General features: G+C 65.8%; 33 protein-coding genes. 1 reads left to right on the plus strand and 32 read right to left on the minus strand.

The window, feature by feature from the left end; all coding sequences use genetic code 11:
- Positions 1-31: 31 nt before the first annotated feature.
- From DM480_RS01845 to DM480_RS01865, 5 genes are all read right to left on the minus strand, one after another.
- Positions 32-1,099 carry a DNA-directed RNA polymerase subunit alpha gene (locus DM480_RS01845; RefSeq protein WP_115377297.1) on the minus strand — a complete coding sequence of 356 codons (1,068 nt, stop codon included), beginning with the start codon at positions 1,097-1,099 and terminating at the stop codon, positions 32-34.
- Positions 1,100-1,184: 85 nt separating this feature from the next.
- On the minus strand, positions 1,185-1,574 hold the full coding sequence (gene rpsK / locus DM480_RS01850; protein WP_017979464.1) for a 30S ribosomal protein S11: 390 nt from the start codon (positions 1,572-1,574) through the stop codon (positions 1,185-1,187).
- 107 nt (positions 1,575-1,681) lie between these two features.
- Complete coding sequence (gene rpsM / locus DM480_RS01855; RefSeq protein ID WP_115377298.1) at positions 1,682-2,050, minus strand: 30S ribosomal protein S13; 369 nt, start codon at positions 2,048-2,050, stop codon at positions 1,682-1,684.
- A 256-nt stretch (positions 2,051-2,306) separates the two neighbouring features.
- A complete protein-coding gene (locus DM480_RS01860; protein WP_115377299.1) occupies positions 2,307-3,107 on the minus strand; it encodes a hypothetical protein in 801 nt (266 codons plus the stop codon).
- 47 nt (positions 3,108-3,154) lie between these two features.
- Positions 3,155-3,418 carry a hypothetical protein gene (locus DM480_RS01865; protein ID WP_115377300.1) on the minus strand — a complete coding sequence of 88 codons (264 nt, stop codon included), beginning with the start codon at positions 3,416-3,418 and terminating at the stop codon, positions 3,155-3,157.
- Between the two features lie 128 nt (positions 3,419-3,546).
- Here DM480_RS01865 and DM480_RS18205 point away from each other — a divergent pair, with 128 nt between their 5' ends.
- The gene (locus DM480_RS18205) at positions 3,547-3,693 is read left to right on the plus strand and encodes a hypothetical protein (protein WP_198665873.1); all 147 of its coding nucleotides are present in this window, start codon (positions 3,547-3,549) and stop codon (positions 3,691-3,693) included.
- A gap of 15 nt (positions 3,694-3,708) precedes the next feature.
- Here the strand turns inward: DM480_RS18205 and DM480_RS01870 are convergent, their stop codons facing one another.
- From DM480_RS01870 to tuf, 27 genes are all read right to left on the minus strand, one after another.
- Complete coding sequence (locus DM480_RS01870) at positions 3,709-3,909, minus strand: hypothetical protein (RefSeq protein ID WP_115377301.1); 201 nt, start codon at positions 3,907-3,909, stop codon at positions 3,709-3,711.
- Positions 3,910-4,055: 146 nt separating this feature from the next.
- Positions 4,056-5,396, minus strand: a complete 1,341-nt coding sequence (locus DM480_RS01875; RefSeq protein ID WP_198665874.1) for a sensor histidine kinase — start codon at positions 5,394-5,396, stop codon at positions 4,056-4,058.
- A gap of 13 nt (positions 5,397-5,409) precedes the next feature.
- Positions 5,410-6,099 (minus strand): winged helix-turn-helix domain-containing protein, encoded by a 690-nt coding sequence (locus DM480_RS01880; RefSeq protein WP_115377302.1) that lies wholly within the window; start codon positions 6,097-6,099, stop codon positions 5,410-5,412.
- Between the two features lie 263 nt (positions 6,100-6,362).
- Positions 6,363-7,013 (minus strand): adenylate kinase, encoded by a 651-nt coding sequence (locus DM480_RS01885; RefSeq protein WP_115377303.1) that lies wholly within the window; start codon positions 7,011-7,013, stop codon positions 6,363-6,365.
- Positions 7,014-7,061: 48 nt separating this feature from the next.
- Entirely contained in the window at positions 7,062-8,426 is a 1,365-nt protein-coding gene (secY, locus tag DM480_RS01890) for a preprotein translocase subunit SecY (protein WP_115377304.1), read from the minus strand.
- A gap of 181 nt (positions 8,427-8,607) precedes the next feature.
- Positions 8,608-9,150: a 50S ribosomal protein L15 gene (gene rplO / locus DM480_RS01895; RefSeq protein ID WP_115377305.1), complete on the minus strand. Its 543-nt coding sequence runs from the start codon at positions 9,148-9,150 to the stop codon at positions 8,608-8,610.
- A 191-nt stretch (positions 9,151-9,341) separates the two neighbouring features.
- Entirely contained in the window at positions 9,342-9,518 is a 177-nt protein-coding gene (gene rpmD / locus DM480_RS01900; protein ID WP_115377306.1) for a 50S ribosomal protein L30, read from the minus strand.
- A gap of 6 nt (positions 9,519-9,524) precedes the next feature.
- Positions 9,525-10,253 (minus strand): 30S ribosomal protein S5, encoded by a 729-nt coding sequence (gene rpsE / locus DM480_RS01905; RefSeq protein WP_115377307.1) that lies wholly within the window; start codon positions 10,251-10,253, stop codon positions 9,525-9,527.
- Positions 10,254-10,256: 3 nt separating this feature from the next.
- The gene (gene rplR / locus DM480_RS01910; protein WP_115377308.1) at positions 10,257-10,613 is read right to left on the minus strand and encodes a 50S ribosomal protein L18; all 357 of its coding nucleotides are present in this window, start codon (positions 10,611-10,613) and stop codon (positions 10,257-10,259) included.
- Complete coding sequence (rplF, locus tag DM480_RS01915) at positions 10,613-11,146, minus strand: 50S ribosomal protein L6 (RefSeq protein ID WP_115377309.1); 534 nt, start codon at positions 11,144-11,146, stop codon at positions 10,613-10,615. Before rplF ends, rplR begins: the two co-directional genes overlap by 1 nt.
- Positions 11,146-11,541: a 30S ribosomal protein S8 gene (gene rpsH / locus DM480_RS01920; protein WP_115377310.1), complete on the minus strand. Its 396-nt coding sequence runs from the start codon at positions 11,539-11,541 to the stop codon at positions 11,146-11,148. The genes rplF and rpsH overlap by 1 nt, the downstream gene beginning before the upstream one ends.
- Before the next feature lie 10 nt (positions 11,542-11,551).
- The gene (gene rpsN / locus DM480_RS01925) at positions 11,552-11,857 is read right to left on the minus strand and encodes a 30S ribosomal protein S14 (protein WP_115377311.1); all 306 of its coding nucleotides are present in this window, start codon (positions 11,855-11,857) and stop codon (positions 11,552-11,554) included.
- A 104-nt stretch (positions 11,858-11,961) separates the two neighbouring features.
- On the minus strand, positions 11,962-12,546 hold the full coding sequence (rplE, locus tag DM480_RS01930; protein WP_115377312.1) for a 50S ribosomal protein L5: 585 nt from the start codon (positions 12,544-12,546) through the stop codon (positions 11,962-11,964).
- A complete protein-coding gene (rplX, locus tag DM480_RS01935; protein WP_115377313.1) occupies positions 12,539-12,856 on the minus strand; it encodes a 50S ribosomal protein L24 in 318 nt (105 codons plus the stop codon). Before rplX ends, rplE begins: the two co-directional genes overlap by 8 nt.
- Positions 12,856-13,224 (minus strand): 50S ribosomal protein L14, encoded by a 369-nt coding sequence (rplN, locus tag DM480_RS01940; protein WP_017979484.1) that lies wholly within the window; start codon positions 13,222-13,224, stop codon positions 12,856-12,858. Before rplN ends, rplX begins: the two co-directional genes overlap by 1 nt.
- A gap of 174 nt (positions 13,225-13,398) precedes the next feature.
- Positions 13,399-13,671: a 30S ribosomal protein S17 gene (gene rpsQ / locus DM480_RS01945; protein ID WP_115377314.1), complete on the minus strand. Its 273-nt coding sequence runs from the start codon at positions 13,669-13,671 to the stop codon at positions 13,399-13,401.
- Positions 13,672-13,682: 11 nt separating this feature from the next.
- On the minus strand, positions 13,683-13,886 hold the full coding sequence (gene rpmC / locus DM480_RS01950; RefSeq protein ID WP_115377315.1) for a 50S ribosomal protein L29: 204 nt from the start codon (positions 13,884-13,886) through the stop codon (positions 13,683-13,685).
- Positions 13,886-14,320, minus strand: coding sequence for a 50S ribosomal protein L16 (gene rplP, locus DM480_RS01955; protein ID WP_115377316.1), 435 nt, complete (start codon positions 14,318-14,320; stop codon positions 13,886-13,888). Before rplP ends, rpmC begins: the two co-directional genes overlap by 1 nt.
- A 12-nt stretch (positions 14,321-14,332) precedes the next feature.
- Positions 14,333-15,040 carry a 30S ribosomal protein S3 gene (gene rpsC / locus DM480_RS01960; protein ID WP_115377317.1) on the minus strand — a complete coding sequence of 236 codons (708 nt, stop codon included), beginning with the start codon at positions 15,038-15,040 and terminating at the stop codon, positions 14,333-14,335.
- Entirely contained in the window at positions 15,040-15,417 is a 378-nt protein-coding gene (gene rplV, locus DM480_RS01965; protein WP_115377318.1) for a 50S ribosomal protein L22, read from the minus strand. The genes rpsC and rplV overlap by 1 nt, the downstream gene beginning before the upstream one ends.
- Entirely contained in the window at positions 15,417-15,692 is a 276-nt protein-coding gene (rpsS, locus tag DM480_RS01970; protein ID WP_115377319.1) for a 30S ribosomal protein S19, read from the minus strand. The genes rplV and rpsS overlap by 1 nt, the downstream gene beginning before the upstream one ends.
- A 4-nt stretch (positions 15,693-15,696) precedes the next feature.
- On the minus strand, positions 15,697-16,533 hold the full coding sequence (rplB, locus tag DM480_RS01975) for a 50S ribosomal protein L2 (protein WP_115377320.1): 837 nt from the start codon (positions 16,531-16,533) through the stop codon (positions 15,697-15,699).
- Between the two features lie 5 nt (positions 16,534-16,538).
- On the minus strand, positions 16,539-16,853 hold the full coding sequence (locus DM480_RS01980; RefSeq protein WP_115377321.1) for a 50S ribosomal protein L23: 315 nt from the start codon (positions 16,851-16,853) through the stop codon (positions 16,539-16,541).
- Positions 16,853-17,494: a 50S ribosomal protein L4 gene (gene rplD / locus DM480_RS01985; RefSeq protein ID WP_115377322.1), complete on the minus strand. Its 642-nt coding sequence runs from the start codon at positions 17,492-17,494 to the stop codon at positions 16,853-16,855. The genes DM480_RS01980 and rplD overlap by 1 nt, the downstream gene beginning before the upstream one ends.
- A 3-nt stretch (positions 17,495-17,497) precedes the next feature.
- On the minus strand, positions 17,498-18,235 hold the full coding sequence (gene rplC / locus DM480_RS01990) for a 50S ribosomal protein L3 (RefSeq protein WP_115380674.1): 738 nt from the start codon (positions 18,233-18,235) through the stop codon (positions 17,498-17,500).
- 215 nt (positions 18,236-18,450) lie between these two features.
- Positions 18,451-18,759 carry a 30S ribosomal protein S10 gene (gene rpsJ / locus DM480_RS01995; RefSeq protein ID WP_007406109.1) on the minus strand — a complete coding sequence of 103 codons (309 nt, stop codon included), beginning with the start codon at positions 18,757-18,759 and terminating at the stop codon, positions 18,451-18,453.
- Between the two features lie 280 nt (positions 18,760-19,039).
- Positions 19,040-20,233, minus strand: coding sequence for an elongation factor Tu (tuf, locus tag DM480_RS02000; RefSeq protein ID WP_115377323.1), 1,194 nt, complete (start codon positions 20,231-20,233; stop codon positions 19,040-19,042).
- Positions 20,234-20,383: the final 150 nt, after the last annotated feature.

Below are 20,383 nucleotides of genomic sequence, written 5' to 3' on the forward strand. Positions count from 1 at the left end.
TAGGAGATAGCCTGGGCTATCTCCTTGCGGCTCAGCCCATGATCTCCTGCTCGAGCTTCTTGGCCATTTCCTCGATATTCTCAGGCGGCCAGCCCGGGATTTCCATGCCCAGGCGAAGCCCCATCGACGAGAGCACTTCCTTGATTTCATTCAAGGACTTGCGGCCGAAGTTCGGGGTACGCAGCATCTCGGCCTCGGTCTTGCCGACCAGATCGCCGATGTAGATGATGTTGTCGTTCTTCAGGCAGTTCGCCGAACGCACCGACAGTTCGAGCTCGTCGACCTTCTTGAGCAGGTAACGGTTGATCTGCTGCGTGTCGCCCGCGACCTCGCCGCCCGCCGCCGGGACGGCAGCCTGGCCGATCGGCGCCGAAGAGCGCGCGATCGCCGAGTCGTCGAAGTGGACGAACAGCGCCAGCTGGTCCTGCAAAATGCGGCCGGCATAGGCCACCGCGTCCTCGGGCGTCACCGTGCCGTCGGTTTCGATCGTCAGCGTCAGCTTGTCGTAGTCGAGGTCCTGACCGACGCGGGTCGGGTCGACCTTGTACGACACCTGGCGCACCGGCGAGTAGAGCGCGTCGACCGGGATCAGGCCGATCGGCGCATCCGCCGGACGGTTGGCGGTCGCGGGAACATAACCCTTACCGATGTCGGCGGTCAGTTCCATGTTGAACGTCGCGCCCTCGTCGAGGTGGCAGATGACGAGTTCGGGGTTCATCACCTCGATGTCGCCCGACACCGCAATGTCGCCCGCCTTCACCTCGGCCGGGCCCGTCGCCGACAGCTGGAGCCGCTTCGGGCCTTCGCCCTGCATGCGGATCGCGATCTGCTTGACGTTGAGCACGATGTCGGTGACGTCCTCGCGGACACCCGCCAGGCTCGAGAATTCGTGCAGCACGTTCTCGATCTTGATCGAGGTCACCGCCGCACCCTGCAGCGACGACAGCAGCACGCGGCGCAGCGCGTTGCCGAGCGTCAGGCCGAAGCCCCGCTCCAGCGGCTCGGCGATGAAGGTCGCCTTGCGCTTGCCGTCACCGGACTTCTTCTCAAGGCCGTTGGGCTTCTTCAGTTCCTGCCAGTTCTTTGCATTGACAGACAAGCTGTGTCCCCTGGAGTTGGGCCGACGGGGGAAAGCGCCGGCCTGGTAAAAACGCGCAGTGCCGCTCGTCAGCGGCCGCGCAGCATCAGACGCGACGACGCTTCGACGGACGCACGCCGTTGTGCGGGATCGACGTCACGTCGCGGATCGAGGTGATCTGAAAACCGACCGCCTGCAGCGCGCGGAGCGCCGACTCGCGGCCCGAACCCGGGCCCTTCACCTCGACCTCGAGCGTGCGGACGCCGTGCTCGGCGGCCTTCTTGCCCGCGTCCTCAGCGGCGACCTGCGCCGCATACGGCGTCGACTTGCGGCTACCCTTGAAGCCCATCATGCCGGCCGACGACCAGCTGATCGCATTGCCCTGCGCATCGGTGATGGTGATCATGGTGTTGTTGAAGCTGGCGTTCACATGCGCGACGCCGGCGGTGATGTTCTTGCGCTCGCGACGGCGAAGGCGCTGCGGTTCACGTGCCATTGTTGGTAATCCTGACCAGAATCTCGTGGTACGGAGATCGGGAGGCGATCAGCCTCGTGCCTGCCTCCGGCGGAGAAGATGTCAAAAACAGTCCCCAGGACTGTCTTTTACTTCTTCTTGCCCGCGATCGGCTTCGCCTTGCCCTTGCGGGTGCGCGCGTTGGTGTGCGTGCGCTGGCCGCGGACCGGCAGGCCCTTGCGGTGGCGCAGGCCACGATAGCACGCCAGATCCATCAGGCGCTTGATGTTCATCGCGGTCTCGCGACGAAGATCACCTTCCACCGTGTGATCGGCGTCGATCGTCTCGCGGATCTGCAGCACTTCCTGGTCCGTCAGGTCCTGGATACGGCGCTCGGCGGCGATGTTCAGCTTGCCGGTGATCTCCTTGGCTTTGGCCGGGCCAATGCCGTGGATGTAGGTCAGCGCGATCACCACGCGCTTGTTGGTCGGGAGATTGACACCCGCGATACGTGCCATGAAACGTTTCTCCTAGCTCCACAGGGGTCGGCATGGCTAGCCACGACCCCCATCTCGTCGCATCTTCCGCACAGACACCGGCCCCTTGTACGCATGAGCGCGGCGAGCGCAGACGAGCGCCGCCGGGAACCGGTGTTTCGGAAGGGATGACTGTTAAGCGCGCGCAAACGTCGTGTCAAGCGATCGGTTCCGGCCGCCCCCGTTCGCGCCGCGACGCCGCGACGACATCGTGAGCCGCGGCGGCCGGAACCGCCGGTTACTGACGATAGGCGACGAACTGAGTCTTCGTCCCGGCCTTTCGATCATCGTTGACGACGGTCATGCTCTTGCCGTCCGGCGACAGGATCATCGTATAGACATAGACGACCCTGCCGCCACGCAGGTCGGTTTCCTCGACCGTGCGCGCATCGACGCGGCGCACCTTGGCGAGCGTCCCAGCAGGGTCGCCGACGATCGGCGCCGCGGGGCCGCCGAACTTCGCGGTATAGGTTTCTCCGCTCGGCTGCGAGAAGACGAGCGTGTCGCCGCTGTCCTTGAAGGTGATGTACAGGTTGGAATCGCTCACCTGCTGGATCGCGGCGCGCTGCCAGCTGCCCGATGCGGCATGGGCGCCCGCCGGTGCCGGGCCGACGCGCGTTTCGGTCGACGTGCCCGATTGTTCGATGCCCTTGGCGTTGTCGCTCGACCGCCAGCTGCTCGTCAGCGTCTTGCCGTCGGCCGACACCGTGTCGGTGCTGGTCGAAACCGGTTTGCCGCCACGCGAATAGGTATAGGCTATCGTTTGCGGGTCGACGACCTTGACCGTGATGTGATCCCAATAATCGTGGCCGGTCGCCGCCTGTGGCATCCCGTCGGCCTTGACCGCGATCGGCGGCGTGCAGGTCGAGCAGGTATACCGACCGTCCTTGATCGCGAAGGTATCGGGCTTGGTCGGCAATTTGGCGGACGCGATGTCCCCCTTCCAGGTGCCGGAGATGGACGGGGTCGTTTGCGCGGACAGGGGCGCGGCAAGCGCGATCGCGGCTGCCGCGGTGAGGAGATAGGCGAAGCAGGGCATCGGGGTTCCTTCAGTTCGGAGGGAACGCGCTACTCGGTGAACGGAGGCTATGCCTGCGGTCGATCGCCGTCAACTGATACCGATGCGGCTCTTTTTCGCGCCATCCCCTGCCACCAGCGACGCAGCGCGATGCCGGTCCACAGGATTTCCACCGCGCCGAACGGCCAAGCCCCCTGCAAGAAACCATAAGCGGACGACAGCAGACACCCGATGGCGAACCCGAACGTCCACCACGGCGAACGCGCCTCCATCATGTAACAGAGCAGCATGAACAGGATGGCGAACAGGCCGAACAGCGACAGCGGATCCATAGCGCGCCGTGACCGATCGTCACCGACGACGCAAGCGCGACTCGGCTGTTGCGCCGTTAACCACTCCTTAGCTGGGGCCGCGCCAAGCGAAGACGCTCGAGAAGACGCTCGATCAGGGAGTTCGTCCGATGGCCACCGCGCATCATGCCTGCCACCATATCGCCGCGCGCATGGCATCGCCCCGCGGCCGCCTCGCCGCGCCCTGGACGGCGCCCAGCCTGTCCGATCTCATCGCGCGTATCGAGGACGCGCTCGGCGGCCGACGGCCGGCCTGAGCCCGGGCGTGCGGTTCAGGCGATCGGGATCGCGCCCGGCGCGGTGAAGGCCATCAGCAGCAGCATCGCCGACAGGCCGACGGAAAGACCGCACAGCACATAGCCGACATATTCGAGCATCGGCGGATTGGGCCGCCCGACCTTGCGATTGCGTGCCACGCCCTGCAACACGAAGCTCGCCAACATTCCATAGGTGAATACGAACGCCCCGAGCATGATGCTCCCTCTTACCGACGACGGTTCAAGCCCCCGCGACCCCCCGGTCGCATTCCGCCGCAAAGCCTAAGCCGGGGTCTTCTGACAAATGGTTAACTGCAAGCCGCCCGAAAATCGGGACCAATGTCGACGCAGGTGACGCTGGATCAGCGCGGCAGCACGATCCGCGCGATCAGCCCGGGCGCATTGTCGGCGAGTTCGAACCGCCCCTCGTGCAGCCGCGCGACCGCCTCGATCAACGCCATGCCCAACCCCGCCCCCGGCGTCGTCCGCGCCGCATCGAGCCGGCCGAAGCGTTTGCGCGCCTGTGCCCGGTCGGCCTCGGGAATGCCGTTTCCGCGATCCTCGACCTGGATCGCGATGTCGTGCGCCGTGGCGGTCAGCCGCAGCACCAGCTGCCGGCCGCCGCCTGCATGTTTCAGCGCGTTGTCGACGAGGTTGCTGATCGCCTGGCTCAGCAGTTCGCGGTGAACGCGCATCGCCGGCGGATCGGCGTCGATCGCAACAGCGAAGGCGAAGCCCGCATCCTCCGCGACAGGGCCGTAGAGGTCGGCGATCTCCTCGACCAGCTCCGCCGGCTCGACCAGCGAGAAGCGGTCGCGCGAAACCGACTCGGACCGGCTTATCTCGATCACCATGGTCAGCATGCGCATGACGAGATCGGTTTCGACCAGCAGGCCGCCCAGCGCCGCCTCGCGCGCGGCTGGGTCGGCGATCAGCACCGCCTGCTCGGTCTTGGTACGCAGCCGCGCGAGCGGCGAACGCAGGTCGTGCGCCAGGCTGTCGGTGACGACGCGCAGTTCGACCATCAGCCGTTCGACCTTGCCGAGCATGCGATTGAGCTGTTCCGCCAGCCGGTCAAAGCCGTCGCCGCGACCGCCGTCGACCGGCACGCGCCGCGACAGGTCGCCCTCGCCCGCCGCCTCGACCACCGCGGCGATCCGGTCGAGCCGCTGGCCGACGTAGCGCGCCAGCACCAGTCCGGCCGCGACGCCGAGCAGCAGCGACAGCATCACCGCGACCGCGAGCGCGCCCTCGATCGCCCGCTGTTCCGCCTGGACGAGGTCGAGGCTGCGCCCGACGAGCAGCCAATTGCCGCCGATCGGGTGGAGCGCATAGCCGACGTCGGTCGTCGTCGCGGAGCCGTCGAGGTCGGACATGCGGAACGTCGCGGGCACCAGCGGCACGGTGACACGGGCGGGGCCGTAGCCGATCACGCGGCGCCCCTGCCGGTCGAGCACCGCCAGCACCAGCGAGGTATCGCCGGGCGCACGCGCCTCGCCGATCGCCTCCCGCACCGCCGGCAGACCGCCGGCGTGGAAGATCGCGCGCATCGCGTCCGATTTCTCGATCGTCTCGCGCCGCACCGTGCCGATCGCCGCGGTGCTCGTCTGCTTCCACACGAAACCGACCAGCACGAGGTTGGAGACGAGCGCGAGCGCGATCGACAGCAGCGCGATGCGCGCGGTGACCGACAGGCGCATCATGGTGCGCCGGGACTCAGTCGACCGCGAGGCGATAGCCCGCGCCGCGCACGGTATGCAGGATCGGCGCGCCGAATCCGTCCTCCAGCTTGCGGCGCAGGCGGCCGATATGGACGTCGACGACATTCGAGCCGGGGTCGAAATGGTAGTTCCAGATCTTTTCCAGCATCATCGTGCGCGTCACCACCTGCCCCGCATGGCGCGCGAGGAATTCGAGCAGGTTGAACTCGCGCGCGCCGAGCGGGATCGTGCGCCCGGCGCGTGTCACGTGACGCGCGAGCAGGTCGATCTCGAGGTCGCCGACCGAAAGCTTCGTCTTGGTCGGCTCGCTCGTCGCGCGGTCGGTGCGGCGCACCAGCGCCTCGATCCGCGCGGAAAGCTCGGCGAAGGAGAAGGGCTTGCAGAGGTAATCGTCCGCGCCTGCCTTCAGTCCGTCGACGCGATCGTCGACCGCGGCGAGCGCCGACAGGACGAGCACCGGCGTTGCGATCCCGGCGGCACGGATCGCGCTGACCATCTGCAGGCCGTCGATACCGGGCAGCATGCGATCGGCGATGATGAGGTCGAAGATGCCCTCGCTCGCGAGGAACAGGCCGTCGCGGCCGTCCTTCGCCGCCTCCACGGCATAGCCGGCCTCCGACAGGCCCTTGGTCAGATAGGCGGCGGTGGAGCTGTCGTCCTCGACAATCAGGATTTTCCGGGTCACGCGCGCATCGTCCTCGTCGCTTGTCCTTTGACGGGAAAGGCCGGCGGAAAGCAACCTTTCCGCCGGCCTCCTACGATACCCCCGGGAGTGTCGGGTACCGATCCTGCCAAAACATTTCGGTCACCGGCGACCGATGCGCGTCGTTGTACGCAGGCGACCCCGACATCTTCATGAAAAAATCATGAAAGATGCGTCATCGACGCGGAAAGGGGCGCCCCCATCGCTGCGGGCGCCCGTCCAACATTCGATCGCGTACGGGATCGTCAGCCGCGCCCGTCCAGGATCGCGTCGATCGCCTGCGCGACGTGATCGATGTCGGCCATGCCGTCGACGCGGTGGACGAGGCCGCGCGCCTGATAGATCGGCAGGATCGGCGCCGTCTTGGCGCGATATTCCTGCATCCGCGTGCGCACCGTTTCGGCATTGTCGTCGGGCCGACGCTTGAACTCGGTCGATCCGCACACGTCGCACACGCCCGCGACCTTGGGCAGCTTGAAACGGTCGTGATAGCCCGCCCCGCAATTCGCGCAGGTGTAGCGGCCCTCGACGCGTTCGATCAGCGCGGCTTCGTCGACTTCCAGCTCGATGACGAAATCGAGCGTCTGGTCGCGCGCCTCGAGCAGGCCGTCGAGCGCCTCGGCCTGCGCCGCGGTGCGCGGATAGCCGTCGAAGATCGCGCCGCCACCGATGCCCTGATCCAGCCGCTCGCCGATCAGCGCGGAGACGATCTCGTCGGAGACGAGCTGGCCCGCATCCATCACCGCTTTCGCCTGCTGCCCCACGGGCGATCCCGCCTTGACCGCCGCGCGCAGCATGTCGCCGGTCGACAGCTGCACCATGCCGCGCGTCGTCATCAGCCGCTGCGCCTGGGTGCCCTTGCCTGCGCCCGGCGGCCCGAGAAGGATGATGTTCACGCCTGTCCCCTTGTCTACGTGCGGTCGTCTAGGTGCCGTGCCGCCGGATCAGCGCAGGCGCCCGCCCTTCAGCTTCGCCTTCTTGATCAGATCGCCATATTGGTGCGCCAGCAGATGGCTCTGGATCTGCGTCACCGTGTCCATCGTCACGTTGACCACGATCAGCAGGCTGGTGCCGCCCAGATAGAAGGGGATCGACAGCGCCGAGACCAGATATTCCGGCAACAGGCAGATGATGACCAGATACGCCGCACCGATCACGGTGATGCGCGTCAGCACATAGTCGAAATACGTCTCGGTATTCTTGCCGGGACGGATGCCGGGGATGAAGCCGCCATAACGCTTCAGATTGTCGGCCGTCTCTTCCGGATTGAACACCACGGCGGTGTAGAAGAACGAGAAGAAGATGATGCCCGCGGCATAGAGCGCCATGTACAGCGGCGCGCCGTGCTGCAGATACTGGTTGAGGGTGATGATGAAATCGCCCCACTTGCTCGTCCCCGCGACGCGCTGGCCGGCGAACTGGCTGATCGTCAGCGGCATCAGCAGCAGCGACGAGGCGAAGATCGGCGGGATCACGCCCGCGGTGTTGAGCTTCAGCGGCAAGTGGCTGCGATCCGCCTGCATGCCGCGCTGCGTCTGGCGCTTGGGATACTGGATCAGGATGCGGCGCTGCGCGCGCTCCATGAAGCAGATGAACAGGATGAGGAAGACGACCGCGGCGACGATGCCGACCAGGCGCACCGCATCGATCGAGCCCGATCGCCCGCCCTCCAGCAGGTTGAGCAACGTCGTCGGCAGATGCGCGACAATACCCGCCATGATGATGAGGCTGACGCCGTTGCCGATGCCGCGGCTGGTGATCTGCTCACCCAGCCACATCAGGAACATCGTGCCGCCGATCAGGCTGATCACCGCGGCGATGCGGAAGGCCATGCCCGGCTCGATCACCGCCTGCACGCCCTGGCTGGCGCCGAACGCCTCCAGGCCGACGGCGATGAAATAGCCCTGCACCGCGGTCAGCGCGACGGTGCCGTAGCGGGTATATTGGTTGAGCTTCTTGCGGCCCGATTCGCCTTCCTTCTTGATCGCGGCGAGCTGCGGGCTGAGCGAGGTCGCCAGCTGCACGACGATCGAGGCGGTGATGTAGGGCATCACGCCGAGCGCGATCAGCGACATGCGCGTCAGCGCGCCGCCCGAGAAGGTGTTGAAGAAATCGAGCACGCCGCCGCTGGTGCGCTGCGACAGCTGGCTGAGCACGGTCGGGTCGATACCCGGCAGCGGCACGTAGCTGAGCAGGCGGAAGACGATCAGCGCGCCGATCGTGAACCACAGCCGCTTCTTGAGGTCGGTGGCCTTGGCGAATTTCGCCAGGCTGATGCTTTGCGCCATCTGGTCGGCTGCGGATGCCATGCGTGTCGGTGTCCTGGAAACGAAAAACGGCGGGTAAGCGTTTGTCCGCCCCCGCCGCTCATATAGTCATGCTCCAAGGCTTGTCTAACCTATAGGAGCTATTGTTCCCCGGCGAAGGCCGGGGCCCAGTCGCGGGCGGCCCGTTGCTGGGCCCCGGCCTTCGCCGGGGAACCGGCAGGGGTTACGCCTTGAACGACGCCTTCTTTTCCTGACGCGCCTTATACTGCACGCCCTTCTTGGCGGCGGCCTTCTCGGCAGCCGGGACGATCGTCGGCACGTCGACCGAACCGCCGGCCTTCTCGATCATCTCGCGCGCCGAGGCGGAAACGCCGGCGACGGTGAAGGAAAGCTTCGCGGTCAGGTCGCCCTTGCCGAGCAGACGGACGCCGTCCTTGCCGCCACGCGCCAGACCGGCCGCCTTCAGCGCGGCATGGTCGATCGTGCCGTCGGTCTTCAGCTTGCCCGCATCGATCGCCTTCTGGATCGCGCCGGTGTTCACCGTCGCATAATCCTTGGCGAAGATGTTGTTGAAGCCGCGCTTCGGCAGACGCATGTGGAGCGGCATCTGGCCGCCTTCGAAGCCGGCGATGCTGACGCCCTCGCGGCTCTTCTGACCCTTCTGGCCGCGGCCGCCGGTCTTGCCCTTGCCCGAGCCGATGCCGCGACCGACGCGGATCTTGGACTTGCGGGCACCCTGGTTGTCGCGGAGTTCGTTGAGCTTCATGATATGCACTCGCTTTCGCTTTTGTCGCGCGCCCGGCGGTTGCCGGGTTGTGGAAACTGGAAAAAGGAAGGGGGCCGGTTAGCCCCCCTCCCCGTATTTGTCACTAGGTCCCGTGCTCCTGCGAACGCAGGAGCCCAGGGTCACACACGTCCGGTTCGTGGCTCTGGGTTCCTGCTTTCGCAGGAACGCAATCAGCCCTGAACCTCGACCATGTGCTGCACCTTGCGGATCATGCCGCGGACCTCGGGGGTATCCTCGAGCTCCGACACCTTGTGCATCTTGTTGAGGCCAAGGCCGACCAGCGTGGCGCGCTGGTCCTTGGTGCGGCGGATCGGCGAACCGGTCTGCTTGATCTTGATCGTCGCCATGATGGATTACTCCGTGATGGCCGCCGCATCCGCCTCGGCGGTCTGCGAACCACCGCGGCCGAGCAGGTCGGCGATCTTCTTGCCACGACGCTGAGCCACCGACTTCGGCGAAGTCTGGTCGGTCAGCGCCTCGAACGTGGCGCGGATCATGTTGTATGGGTTCGACGTGCCGACCGACTTGGTCACGACGTCGGCGACGCCCAGGCTCTCGAAGATGGCGCGCATCGGGCCGCCTGCGATGATGCCCGTGCCCTGCGGCGCGGAACGCAGCGTCACGCGACCGGCACCGAAGTGGCCGTTGCCGTCATGATGCAGCGTGCGACCGTCCTTCAGGGGAACGCGGACCATCGCCTTTTTCGCCGAAGCGGTCGCCTTGGAAATGGCTTCCGGCACTTCGCGCGCCTTGCCATGACCGAAACCGACGCGGCCCTTGCCGTCGCCCACGACGACCAACGCCGCAAAGCCGAAGCGCTTGCCGCCCTTCACGGTCTTCGAGACGCGGTTGATGTGGACCAGCTTCTCGATCAGCTCCTCGCCGCCGTCCTCGGCACCACGACGATCGTCGCGACGCCCACGGTTGCCGTCACGGCCGCCGCGACCACGATCGCCGCCGCCCGGGCCACGGCCACGGCCGCCGCGGGGACCGCGACCGCCGGCGGGACCGCCCTGCTGCGCGTCCTGCTGCGGGGCGCTCTCGGCGCCGGCAGCCTGCTGCACGGTGTTTTCGTCAGCCATCACTTAGAACTCCAGTCCGGCTTCGCGAGCCGCTTCGGCGAGCGCCTTGACGCGGCCGTGGAACAGGAAGCCACCACGGTCGAACACGACCTGGGTGACACCGGCTGCCTTCGCCGCTTCCGCGACCCGCTTGCCGACCTCGGTCGCCGCAGCGACGTTGGCGCCCGACTTGTCGCGCACGCCCTTTTCCAGAGTCGACGCGGCCGCGACGGTCTTGCCCGCCTCGTCGTCGATCACTTGGGCATAGATGTGCTTGCCCGAACGATGCACGGACAGCCGCGGACGACCGCCGGCACGCGCCTTCAGCGTGGTACGATTGCGCCGGCGGCGCTTCTCGAACAGAGAGAGACCCTTGGTCATTACTTCTTCTTCCCTTCCTTGCGGAAGATGAACTCGCCGTCGTACTTGATGCCCTTGCCCTTGTACGGCTCGGGCTTGCGCCAGCGGCGGATCTCGGCGGCCAGCTGGCCGACCTTCTGCTTGTCCGAACCGCTGATCTCGACGGTGGTGGCGTCCGGCGTCTTCACCTCGATGCCTTCCGGCACGTCGATGTTGACGTCGTGGCTATAGCCGAGCTGCAGCTTCAGGGTCTTGCCCTGCGCCGCGGCGCGATAGCCGACGCCGGTGATGACCAGCTTCTTCGAGAAGCCCGTCGTCACGCCGGTGACCAGGTTCTGCACCAGCGTGCGCTGCATGCCCCAGAAGGCGCGGGCGCGCTTGGTGTCGTTCGCGGGGGTCACGCCGATGGCGTCCGCCTGGACGTCATAGGCGATCTCGTCGGCGAGCGGCATCGACAGGGTGCCCTTGGGACCCTTCACGCTCAGCACCTTGTCGGCGATGGTCGCGGTGACGCCGGCCGGAACCGGGACCGCCTTCTTACCGATGCGGCTCATCAGAACACCTCCGCCAGGACTTCGCCGCCGACGTTCTGCTCGCGCGCCTCGGCGTCGGAGAGCACGCCGCGGGGCGTCGACACGATGGTGATGCCCAGGCCGTTGCGCACGCGCGGCAGGTCCTGCGCACCCGAATAGATGCGGCGGCCCGGCTTCGACACGCGAGCGAGATGCTTGATCGCCGGCTGGCCTTCGAAATACTTCAGCTCGACGCGGATGCCGGCCGCGGGGCCCATCTGCTCTTCGCTGTAGCCACGGATATAGCCTTCGCGCTGGAGAACGTCGAGCACGCGGGCGCGCAGCTTCGACGCCGGCGTCAGGACGGAGTCCTTGCGCGCGCGCTGGCCGTTGCGGATGCGGGTGAGCAGGTCACCCAGGGGATCGGTCACTGCCATGATCTAATCCTTACCAGCTCGACTTCGTGAGGCCGGGGATCATGCCCTTGTTGGCAAGATCACGCAGCATGACGCGCGCGAGGCGGAACTTGCGGTAGTAAGCGCGCGGGCGGCCGGTGATCTCGCAACGGTTGCGGATCCGGGTCGGGTTCGCGTTTCGCGGCAGCTCCGCCATCTTGAGGCGGGCGATCAGACGCTCGCTCTCGTCCAGACTCTCATCGTTAGCCTGGGCCTTCAGCTTCGCAAACTTGCCGGCATATTGCTTCACCAGCTTCTTGCGACGCTCGTTCTTGTTGATCGAACTCAGTTTCGCCATGGACTTAAGCTCTTCTTCCTAAGCTCCCCAGCCGCAAACGGCAGGGGTGGGGGAGGGAAGGACCGAGGCGAGCGATGCTCGTTGCGGCCCCTCCCCTGTCCCGATTACGCCGCCTTCTTCTCTTCGGCGACTTCGGGCTGCGGGAACGGGAAGCCGAACAGACGCAGCAGCTCGCGCGCTTCGTCGTCGGTCTTCGCCGAGGTGGTGACGATCACGTCCATGCCGCGCACCTTGTCGACGCGGTCATAGCTGATCTCGGGGAAAATGATCTGTTCCTTGATGCCGCAGGCATAGTTGCCGCGACCGTCGAAAGACTTGGGGTTCAGACCACGAAAGTCGCGAACGCGCGGCAGCGCGATCGTGATGAAGCGATCGAGGAACTCGTACATGCGCTCGCGGCGAAGGGTGACCTTCACGCCGATCGGCATGCCCTCGCGCAGCTTGAACTGCGCGATCGACTTCTTCGCCTTGGTGATGACCGGCTTCTGACCGGCGATCAGCTCCATCTCGGACGCCGCCTGATCGACGCGCTTCTTGTCCTGGGTCGCCTCGCCGACGCCCATGTTGAGCACGATCTTCTCGATCCGGGGGATCTCGTTCACGTTCTGGTAACCGAACTTCTCGGTCATCGCCTTGATGATGCGATCCTCGTAGATCGCCTTCATGCGGGGCTTGTAGGCATCAGCCATCGATCTTCTCCCCGGTCTTGACGGCCACGCGGACCTTCTTGCCATCCTGCGTCTCGAAACGGACGCGGGTCGGCTTGCCGTCGGCGGTCACGTGCGCGACCTTCGAGATGTGCAGCGGCGCCTCGATCTTCTCGAGACCGCCCTGCGGGTTCGCCTGGGTCGGCTTGCGGTGCCGGGTCGCGACGTTGACGCCGCCGACCACGACCTTGCCATCCTTCGGCATCGCCTGCGTGACCGTGCCGGTCTTGCCCTTGTCCTTGCCGGACAGGACGATGACTTGGTCACCCTTCTTGATCTTCGCGGCGGCCATTACAGCACCTCGGGCGCAAGAGAGATGATCTTCATGTGCTTCTTGCCACGAAGCTCGCGCACGACCGGGCCGAAGATACGGGTGCCGATCGGCTCCTCGTTCTTGTTGACCAGGACGGCGGCGTTGCCGTCGAAGCGGATGGTCGAACCATCGGCACGGTGGATGTCCTTGGCGGTGCGGACGATGACGGCGCGATGCACGTCACCCTTCTTCACCTTGCCGCGGGGCTGCGCTTCCTTGATGCTGACGACGATGATGTCGCCGACCGATGCCGTGCGACGCTTCGAGCCGCCCAGCACCTTGATGCACTGCACCCGCTTCGCGCCGCTGTTGTCAGCGACGTCGAGATTGGACTGCATCTGGATCATCGATCCTGCTTCCTTCTCTTCATGGACTGGATACCGACCCAGCCCGGCCTAAAAAAACGACCCCCGGCAGCGGGCGAACCCGCGCCAGGGGGAGCGGCCCCATAGCCGCCCCGGTCGCAGAGGGCAAGCCCCCTGCCCAGCGTCATCGCATGCCGGCCGAAACCGGCATCGCGATTATGCGTCGACGTCTACCCGCTCGGGCGTCGCGTGGGTGTTCACCCGATCGACGACCTTCCAGGTCTTCAGCTTGGAGATCGGCGCAGTCTCTTCGATGCGCACGGTCTCACCGGCCTTGTATTCGTTCGCCTCGTCATGGGCGTGGTACTTCTTCGAGCGGCGGATGATCTTGCCGTAGAGCGGGTGCTTGACCTTGCGCTCCACGTTCACGACCACCGTCTTGTCGCCCTTGTCGGACACGATCAGTCCGGTCAGCACGCGCTTCGGCATGAAACGTATCCTTACTTGGCAGCCGCAGCGCTGGTGCGCTGCGCCTGCAGGGTCTTGATCCGCGCGATGTCGCGACGGACTTCCTTGACGCGGCTCGGCTTCTCGAGCTGATTCGTCGCCGCCTGGAAGCGCAGGTTGAACTGCTCGCGCTTCAGGTTGCCCAGGCTCTCGACGAGCTGGTCGTCGCTCTGGCCGTTGAAATCGGTCTTGGCCATTACTCGCCTCCGAGGTGCGAGGTGTCGCCCAGGCGGGCAACGACCTTGGTCTTGATGGGGAGCTTCATCGCGGCGCGCTCGAACGCTTCGGCGGCGAGCTTGCCGTCGACACCGTCCAGCTCGAACAGGATCCGGCCGGGCTTGACCCGGGCGGCCCAGAATTCCGGCGAGCCCTTGCCCGAGCCCATGCGGACTTCGGCAGGCTTCGACGAAACCGGCACGTCCGGGAACACGCGGATCCACAAACGCCCCTGGCGCTTCATGTGACGCGTGATCGCGCGGCGGGCCGCCTCGATCTGGCGGGCGGTGATCCGCTCCGGCTCCATCGCCTTCAGCCCGTACGAGCCGAAGTTGAGCGACGTGCCGCCCTTGGCATCGCCGTGGATGCGGCCCTTGAAGGCCTTGCGGAATTTGGTGCGCTTCGGTTGCAGCATGGTTATCTATCCTTAGCGGCGGTCGTCGCGCGCCGGGCGGACGCCGGAGGTCTGAGCCTCCATCATCAGCCGGTCGGTCGCCATCGGGTCGTGACCCAGGATCTCGCCCTTGAACACCCAGACCTTGACGCCGCAGACGCCATACGACGTGTGCGCTTCGGCCTCGGCATAATCGATGTTCGCGCGCAGCGTGTGCAGCGGCACGCGGCCCTCGCGGTAGCTTTCCGAGCGCGCGATTTCCGCACCGCCCAGACGACCGCCGCAGGCGACGCGGATGCCCTCGGCACCCAGACGCAGCGCGGACTGCACCGCACGCTTCATCGCACGGCGGAACGCGATACGGCGCTCCAGCTGGTCGGCGATCGACTGCGCGACGAGACGTGCATCGACTTCCGGCTTGCGGATCTCGACGATGTTGAGCGAGACGTCGGACGAGGTCATGCCGCCCAGCGTCTTGCGCAGCTTCTCGATGTCCGAGCCCTTCTTGCCGATGATGACACCCGGACGCGCGGCGAAGATCGAGATGCGGCACAGCTTGGCCGGACGCTCGATGACGACCTTGGAGATCGCCGCCTGCGGCAGGGTCTTCATGATGTACTGGCGGATCTTGAGATCCTCCAGCAGCAGACGGCCATAATCATGGCCTTCCGCGAACCAGCGGCTGTCCCAGGTGCGGTTGATCTGCAGGCGCAGACCGATGGGGTTGCTCTTCTGACCCATTATGCTTCTTCCTGCTCGCGCACGACGATGCGCAGACGGCTGAACGGCTTCAGGATGCGCGTCGACTTGCCGCGGCCACGCGTGGCGAACCGCTTCATCGTGATCGACTTGCCGACCGACGCCTCGGCGACGACGAGCGCGTCGACGTCGAGGTTGTGGTTGTTCTCGGCATTGGCGATCGCGCTGGCCAGCACCTTGCGGGCGTCGACCGCCATCGCCTTCTTCGAGAAGGCGAGGATGTTGAGCGCGTCGCCGGCCTTCTTGCCACGGATCAGACCCGCGACCAGGTTCAGCTTCTGCGCCGACCCGCGGATCTGGGTGCCGACGGACAGGGCCGACTTGTCGTCGACCTTGCGGGGGGACTGAGGCTTGCTCATCAGCGCTTGCCCTTCTTGTCAGCCGCGTGGCCCGGGAAATACCGGGTCGGCGCGAACTCGCCGAGCTTCATGCCGACCATCTCTTCATTGACGGTGACGGGCACGAACTTGCGGCCGTTGTACACGTTGAACGTCAGGCCGACGAACTGCGGCAGGATGGTGGAGCGACGCGACCAGGTCTTGATCGGGGCGCGGCCACCGGCATCCTGTGCCGTCTCCGCCTTCTTCAGCAGGCTCAGTTCGACGAACGGGCCCTTCCAAACAGAACGAGCCATCCTATCAGCCCTTCTTCTTCGCGTGGCGGCTGCGGATGATCATCTTGTCCGTCGCCTTGTTGTGACGGGTGCGCGCACCCTTGGTCGGCTTGCCCCACGGGGTAACCGGATGACGGCCGCCCGAGGTCCGGCCTTCACCACCGCCGTGCGGGTGGTCGACCGGGTTCTTCGCGACACCGCGGGTCAGCGGGCGCTTGCCCATCCAGCGGCTGCGACCGGCCTTGCCGAGGTTCTGGTTCTGGTTGTCCGGGTTGGACACCGCACCGACCGTCGCCATGCAGTCGCCATGGATGTAGCGCTGCTCGCCCGAGTTCAGGCGGACGATGACCATGCCGCGGTCGCGACCCACGACCTGCACATAGGTGCCGGCCGAACGCGCGATCTGACCACCCTTGCCCGGCTTCATCTCCACGTTGTGGACGATGGTGCCGACCGGCATCTGGCCCAGTTCCATGGCGTTGCCCGGCTTCACGTCGGTCTTCTTGCCCGCGACGATCTTGTCGCCGGGCGCCAGACGCTGCGGCGCCAGGATGTACGCCAGCTCTTCGTCGGCATATTTGACCAGCGCGATGAACGCGGTGCGGTTCGGGTCATATTCGAGCCGCTCGACGGTCGCCTCGACGTCCCACTTGCGACGCTTGAAGTCGACGTAGCGGTACTTCTGCTTGTGGCCGCCCGCGATGCCGCGGCTGGTCACGTGACCCTTGTTGTTGCGGCCACCGGACTTGCGCTTGCCTTCGGTAAGCGCCTTGACCGGCTTGCCCTTGTAGAGCGCCGACTTGTCGACGAGGATGAGGCCGCGGCGGGCCGGGCTCGTCGGGTTATAATGCTTGAGTGCCATGACCCTTAGATCCCCGTCGTCACGTCGATGGACTGGCCATCCTTGAGGGTGACGATCGCCTTCTTCATGTCCGACCGCTGGTAGGGGGCACCCTTCCAACGCTTGGTCTTGCCCTTCTGGACGATCGTGTTGACGCCCGTCACGGTGACGTCGAACAGAGCCTCGACGGCAGCCTTGATCTGCGGCTTGGTCGCATCGTTCGCGACCTTGAACACGACGGCGTTCTGCTCGGAGAGCAGGGTCGCCTTCTCGGTGATGTGCGGCGCGACGATCACGTCATAGTGACGGTTGTCGATCGCTGCCTTCTGCTGCTTAGCCATTAGTTGGCGCCTCCCGGGAGGGCGAAGCGCGCCTCCAGCTTCTCGACCGCCGCGCGGGTGAGCACCAGCGTGTCAGCCTTCAGGATGTCATAGACGTTGGCGCCCATCGCCGGGAGGATGTTGACCTCGCGGAGGTTGCCGGCGGCGAGCGCGAAGCTCGTTTCCACCGCGTCACCGTCGATGACCAGCGCGGTCTTGCCGAAGCCGAGCTTCGCCAGATCGCCCTTCAGCGTCTTCGTCTTGTTGCCGTCGACGACCAGGCTGTCCATGACGATCAGCGAACCCGCCTTGGCGTGGCTCGACAGCGCCATCTTCAGACCCAGCGCGCGGATCTTCTTGTTCAGCGACGGATTGAAGTCGCGAACGCGGGCACCGTGAGCCTTACCACCGCCGATGAAGACGGGCGCGCGGCGATCGCCGTGACGGGCGACACCGCCGCCCTTCTGGCGACCAAGCTTCTTGCCCGAACGTGCGACGTCGGCGCGCTCGCGGGTGCCACGCGCGGTGGCGCGACGCTTCTCCAGCTGCCAGGTGACGACGCGGTGCAGGACGTCGGCGCGCGGATCGAGGCCGAAGACCTCGTCGTTGAGCTCGACATCCGCCGCGGCGGAACCGGCGAAGGACTTGACTGCGACCTTCACTTGTTAGCCCTCCTGGCCAGCGGTGGCTTCCGGAGCGGGCTCGGCAGAAGCGACATTGTTGTTGGCGGCGCTCTTCAGCCCGGCGGGCATCGGCGCATCGGCGTGACGGGCGACCTTGACGGCATCCTTGACGAACAGCCAGCCACCCTTCGAACCGGGGACCGAACCCTTGACGAAGATCAGACCACGCTCGACGTCGGTGCCGACGATCTCGAGGTTCTGCTGCGTGCGGTTCTTGTCGCCCATGTGGCCGGCCATCTTCTTGTTCTTGAAGACGCGACCCGGGTCCTGGCGGTTACCGGTCGAACCGTGCGAACGGTGGCTGACCGAGACGCCGTGCGTCGCGCGCAGACCGCCGAAGTTCCAGCGCTTCATCGCGCCGGCGAAACCCTTACCCTGGGTACGACCCTGGATGTCGACGAACTGGCCAGCGACGAAGTGATCGGCCGACAGCTCGGCGCCGACGTCGAGGAGGTTGTCCTCGGTCACGCGGAACTCTGCGACGACCGCCTTGGGCTCCACCTCGGCCTTGCCGAAGTGGCCGCGCTGCGGCTTGGCGACATTCTTGGCCTTGGCGACGCCTGCGCCAAGCTGGACGGCCGTATAACCGTCGGTATTCATCTCGCGGCGGGCGACGACCTGCAAGCCTTCGAGCTGCAGGACGGTGACCGGCACGTGCCGACCGTCGTCCTGGAACAGGCGGGTCATCCCCATCTTCTTCGCGATCACGCCGGTGCGCATGATCCACACTCCTCACAGAGGCACGCCCGAACCATTCGAACGTGCGTGTCGACCCGGAAAATGCGAAGCGTGCCCCCGTCCCGGGCCGGTTGTCCTCTCAGCATTATGCTCAAGAACATGACGGGAGACGCTGCCCTGATCGTCGAGCGATCAGCGGTATCTCAAATGCCATCGCGCCGCGGGACCGGAGTCGACCGCAGCGCGTGGGCAGGCCATTAGGCCAACTTGATCTCGACGTCAACGCCGGCGGCGAGGTCGAGCTTCATCAGCGCGTCGACCGTCTGCGGGGTCGGCTGCACGATGTCGAGCATGCGCTTGTAGGTGCGCACCTCGAACTGCTCGCGCGACTTCTTGTCGATGTGCGGGCCGCGGTTGACGGTGAACTTCTCGATGCGCGTCGGCAGCGGAATCGGGCCGCGGATGAGCGCGCCGGTGCGGCGTGCGGTGTCGGCGATGTCGCCGGTCGCCTGGTCGAGAACGCGATGGTCGAACGCCTTGAGGCGAATGCGGATGTTGCTGTCCATGATCCCTACCGATGCCAATACGAGCACGACCCCGGCCGTCACCCCGGTCGCCATGATGGCGACGGAGCCTCGTGCCGCAGGCCGCAGGCCGGCGGGATGAGATCCCGATGCACCGCAAAGTGCGGCACCGGGACGGCGAGAAAGAGCCGAAACTCAAAAACTGAAGGCGCGCCCACTACAGGCGCCCTCATAAAAAGGCAATCGCCCGACTCCCCTTTTTTTAGGGAGCCGGGCGAAAAACCTGTTTCTCACCGGCGCGGCATGCGCGCCGGCAAGCGACTTACTTTTCGATCGCGCTCACGACGCCCGCGCCGACGGTACGACCGCCCTCACGGATGGTGAAGCGCTGGCCGACGTCCATGGCGATCGGCGCGATCAGCTTGATGCCGAGCGCGATGTTGTCGCCGGGCATGACCATCTCGGTGCCCTCGGGCAGCTCGACAGTGCCGGTCACGTCCGTCGTGCGGAAGTAGAACTGCGGACGATAGTTGGCGAAGAACGGCGTGTGACGGCCGCCTTCTTCCTTCGACAGCACGTACACTTCCGACTTGAAGTCGGTGTGCGGCTTGATCGAACCCGGCTTGCAGAGCACCTGGCCACGCTCGACTTCGTCGCGCGCGACGCCGCGGATCAGCGCACCGACGTTGTCGCCGGCCTGGCCCTGGTCGAGCAGCTTGCGGAACATTTCGACGCCGGTGACGGTGGTCTTGCGGACGGTCGGGTGGATGCCGACGATCTCGACTTCCTCACCAACCTTGACGATGCCGGTCTCGACGCGGCCGGTCACGACGGTGCCGCGACCCGAGATCGAGAACACGTCTTCGATCGGCATCATGAACGGCTTGTCGAGCGGACGCTCGGGCTGCGGGATGTAGTCGTCGACGGCCTGCATCAGCTCGAGGACGGCGTCCTTGCCCAGCTTCTCGTTCGAACCCGAGAGCGCACAGGTGGCCGAACCCTTGATGACGGGGATGTCGTCGCCCGGGAATTCGTACGAGCTCAGCAGCTCGCGGATTTCCAGCTCGACCAGCTCGAGGATTTCCTCGTCGTCGACGAGGTCGACCTTGTTCATGAACACGACCATCGCCGGCACGCCGACCTGGCGCGCGAGCAGGATGTGCTCGCGGGTCTGCGGCATCGGGCCGTCGGTCGAGGACACGACCAGGATCGCGCCGTCCATCTGCGCCGCACCGGTGATCATGTTCTTGACGTAGTCGGCGTGACCCGGGCAGTCGACGTGCGCATAGTGGCGGTTGGCGGTCTCATACTCGACGTGCGCCGTCGAGATGGTGATGCCGCGCGCGCGCTCTTCCGGCGCCTTGTCGATGTTCTCGAAGTCGACCTTCTCGGACAGGCCCTGGTCGGCCAGAACCTTGGTGATCGCCGCCGTCAGCGAGGTCTTGCCATGGTCGACGTGACCGATGGTGCCGATGTTCAGGTGCGGCTTGTTCCGCTCGAATTTTGCCTTAGCCATTTTCCTACCTTCTGATTCGAATTCGGTGCCGCCCGGGGCTACGCGAACGCGGCCCTTTAGCGGGAGTTTATCGGTAATGCCAGCCCTTGTGAGGGGGCGCCGACGACGGAGTAAATCCGCCGTCGGACGGGTCGACCGGGTCAACCCGCC

Source organism: Sphingomonas sp. FARSPH (genome assembly GCF_003355005.1).
GTDB lineage: Bacteria > Pseudomonadota > Alphaproteobacteria > Sphingomonadales > Sphingomonadaceae > Sphingomonas.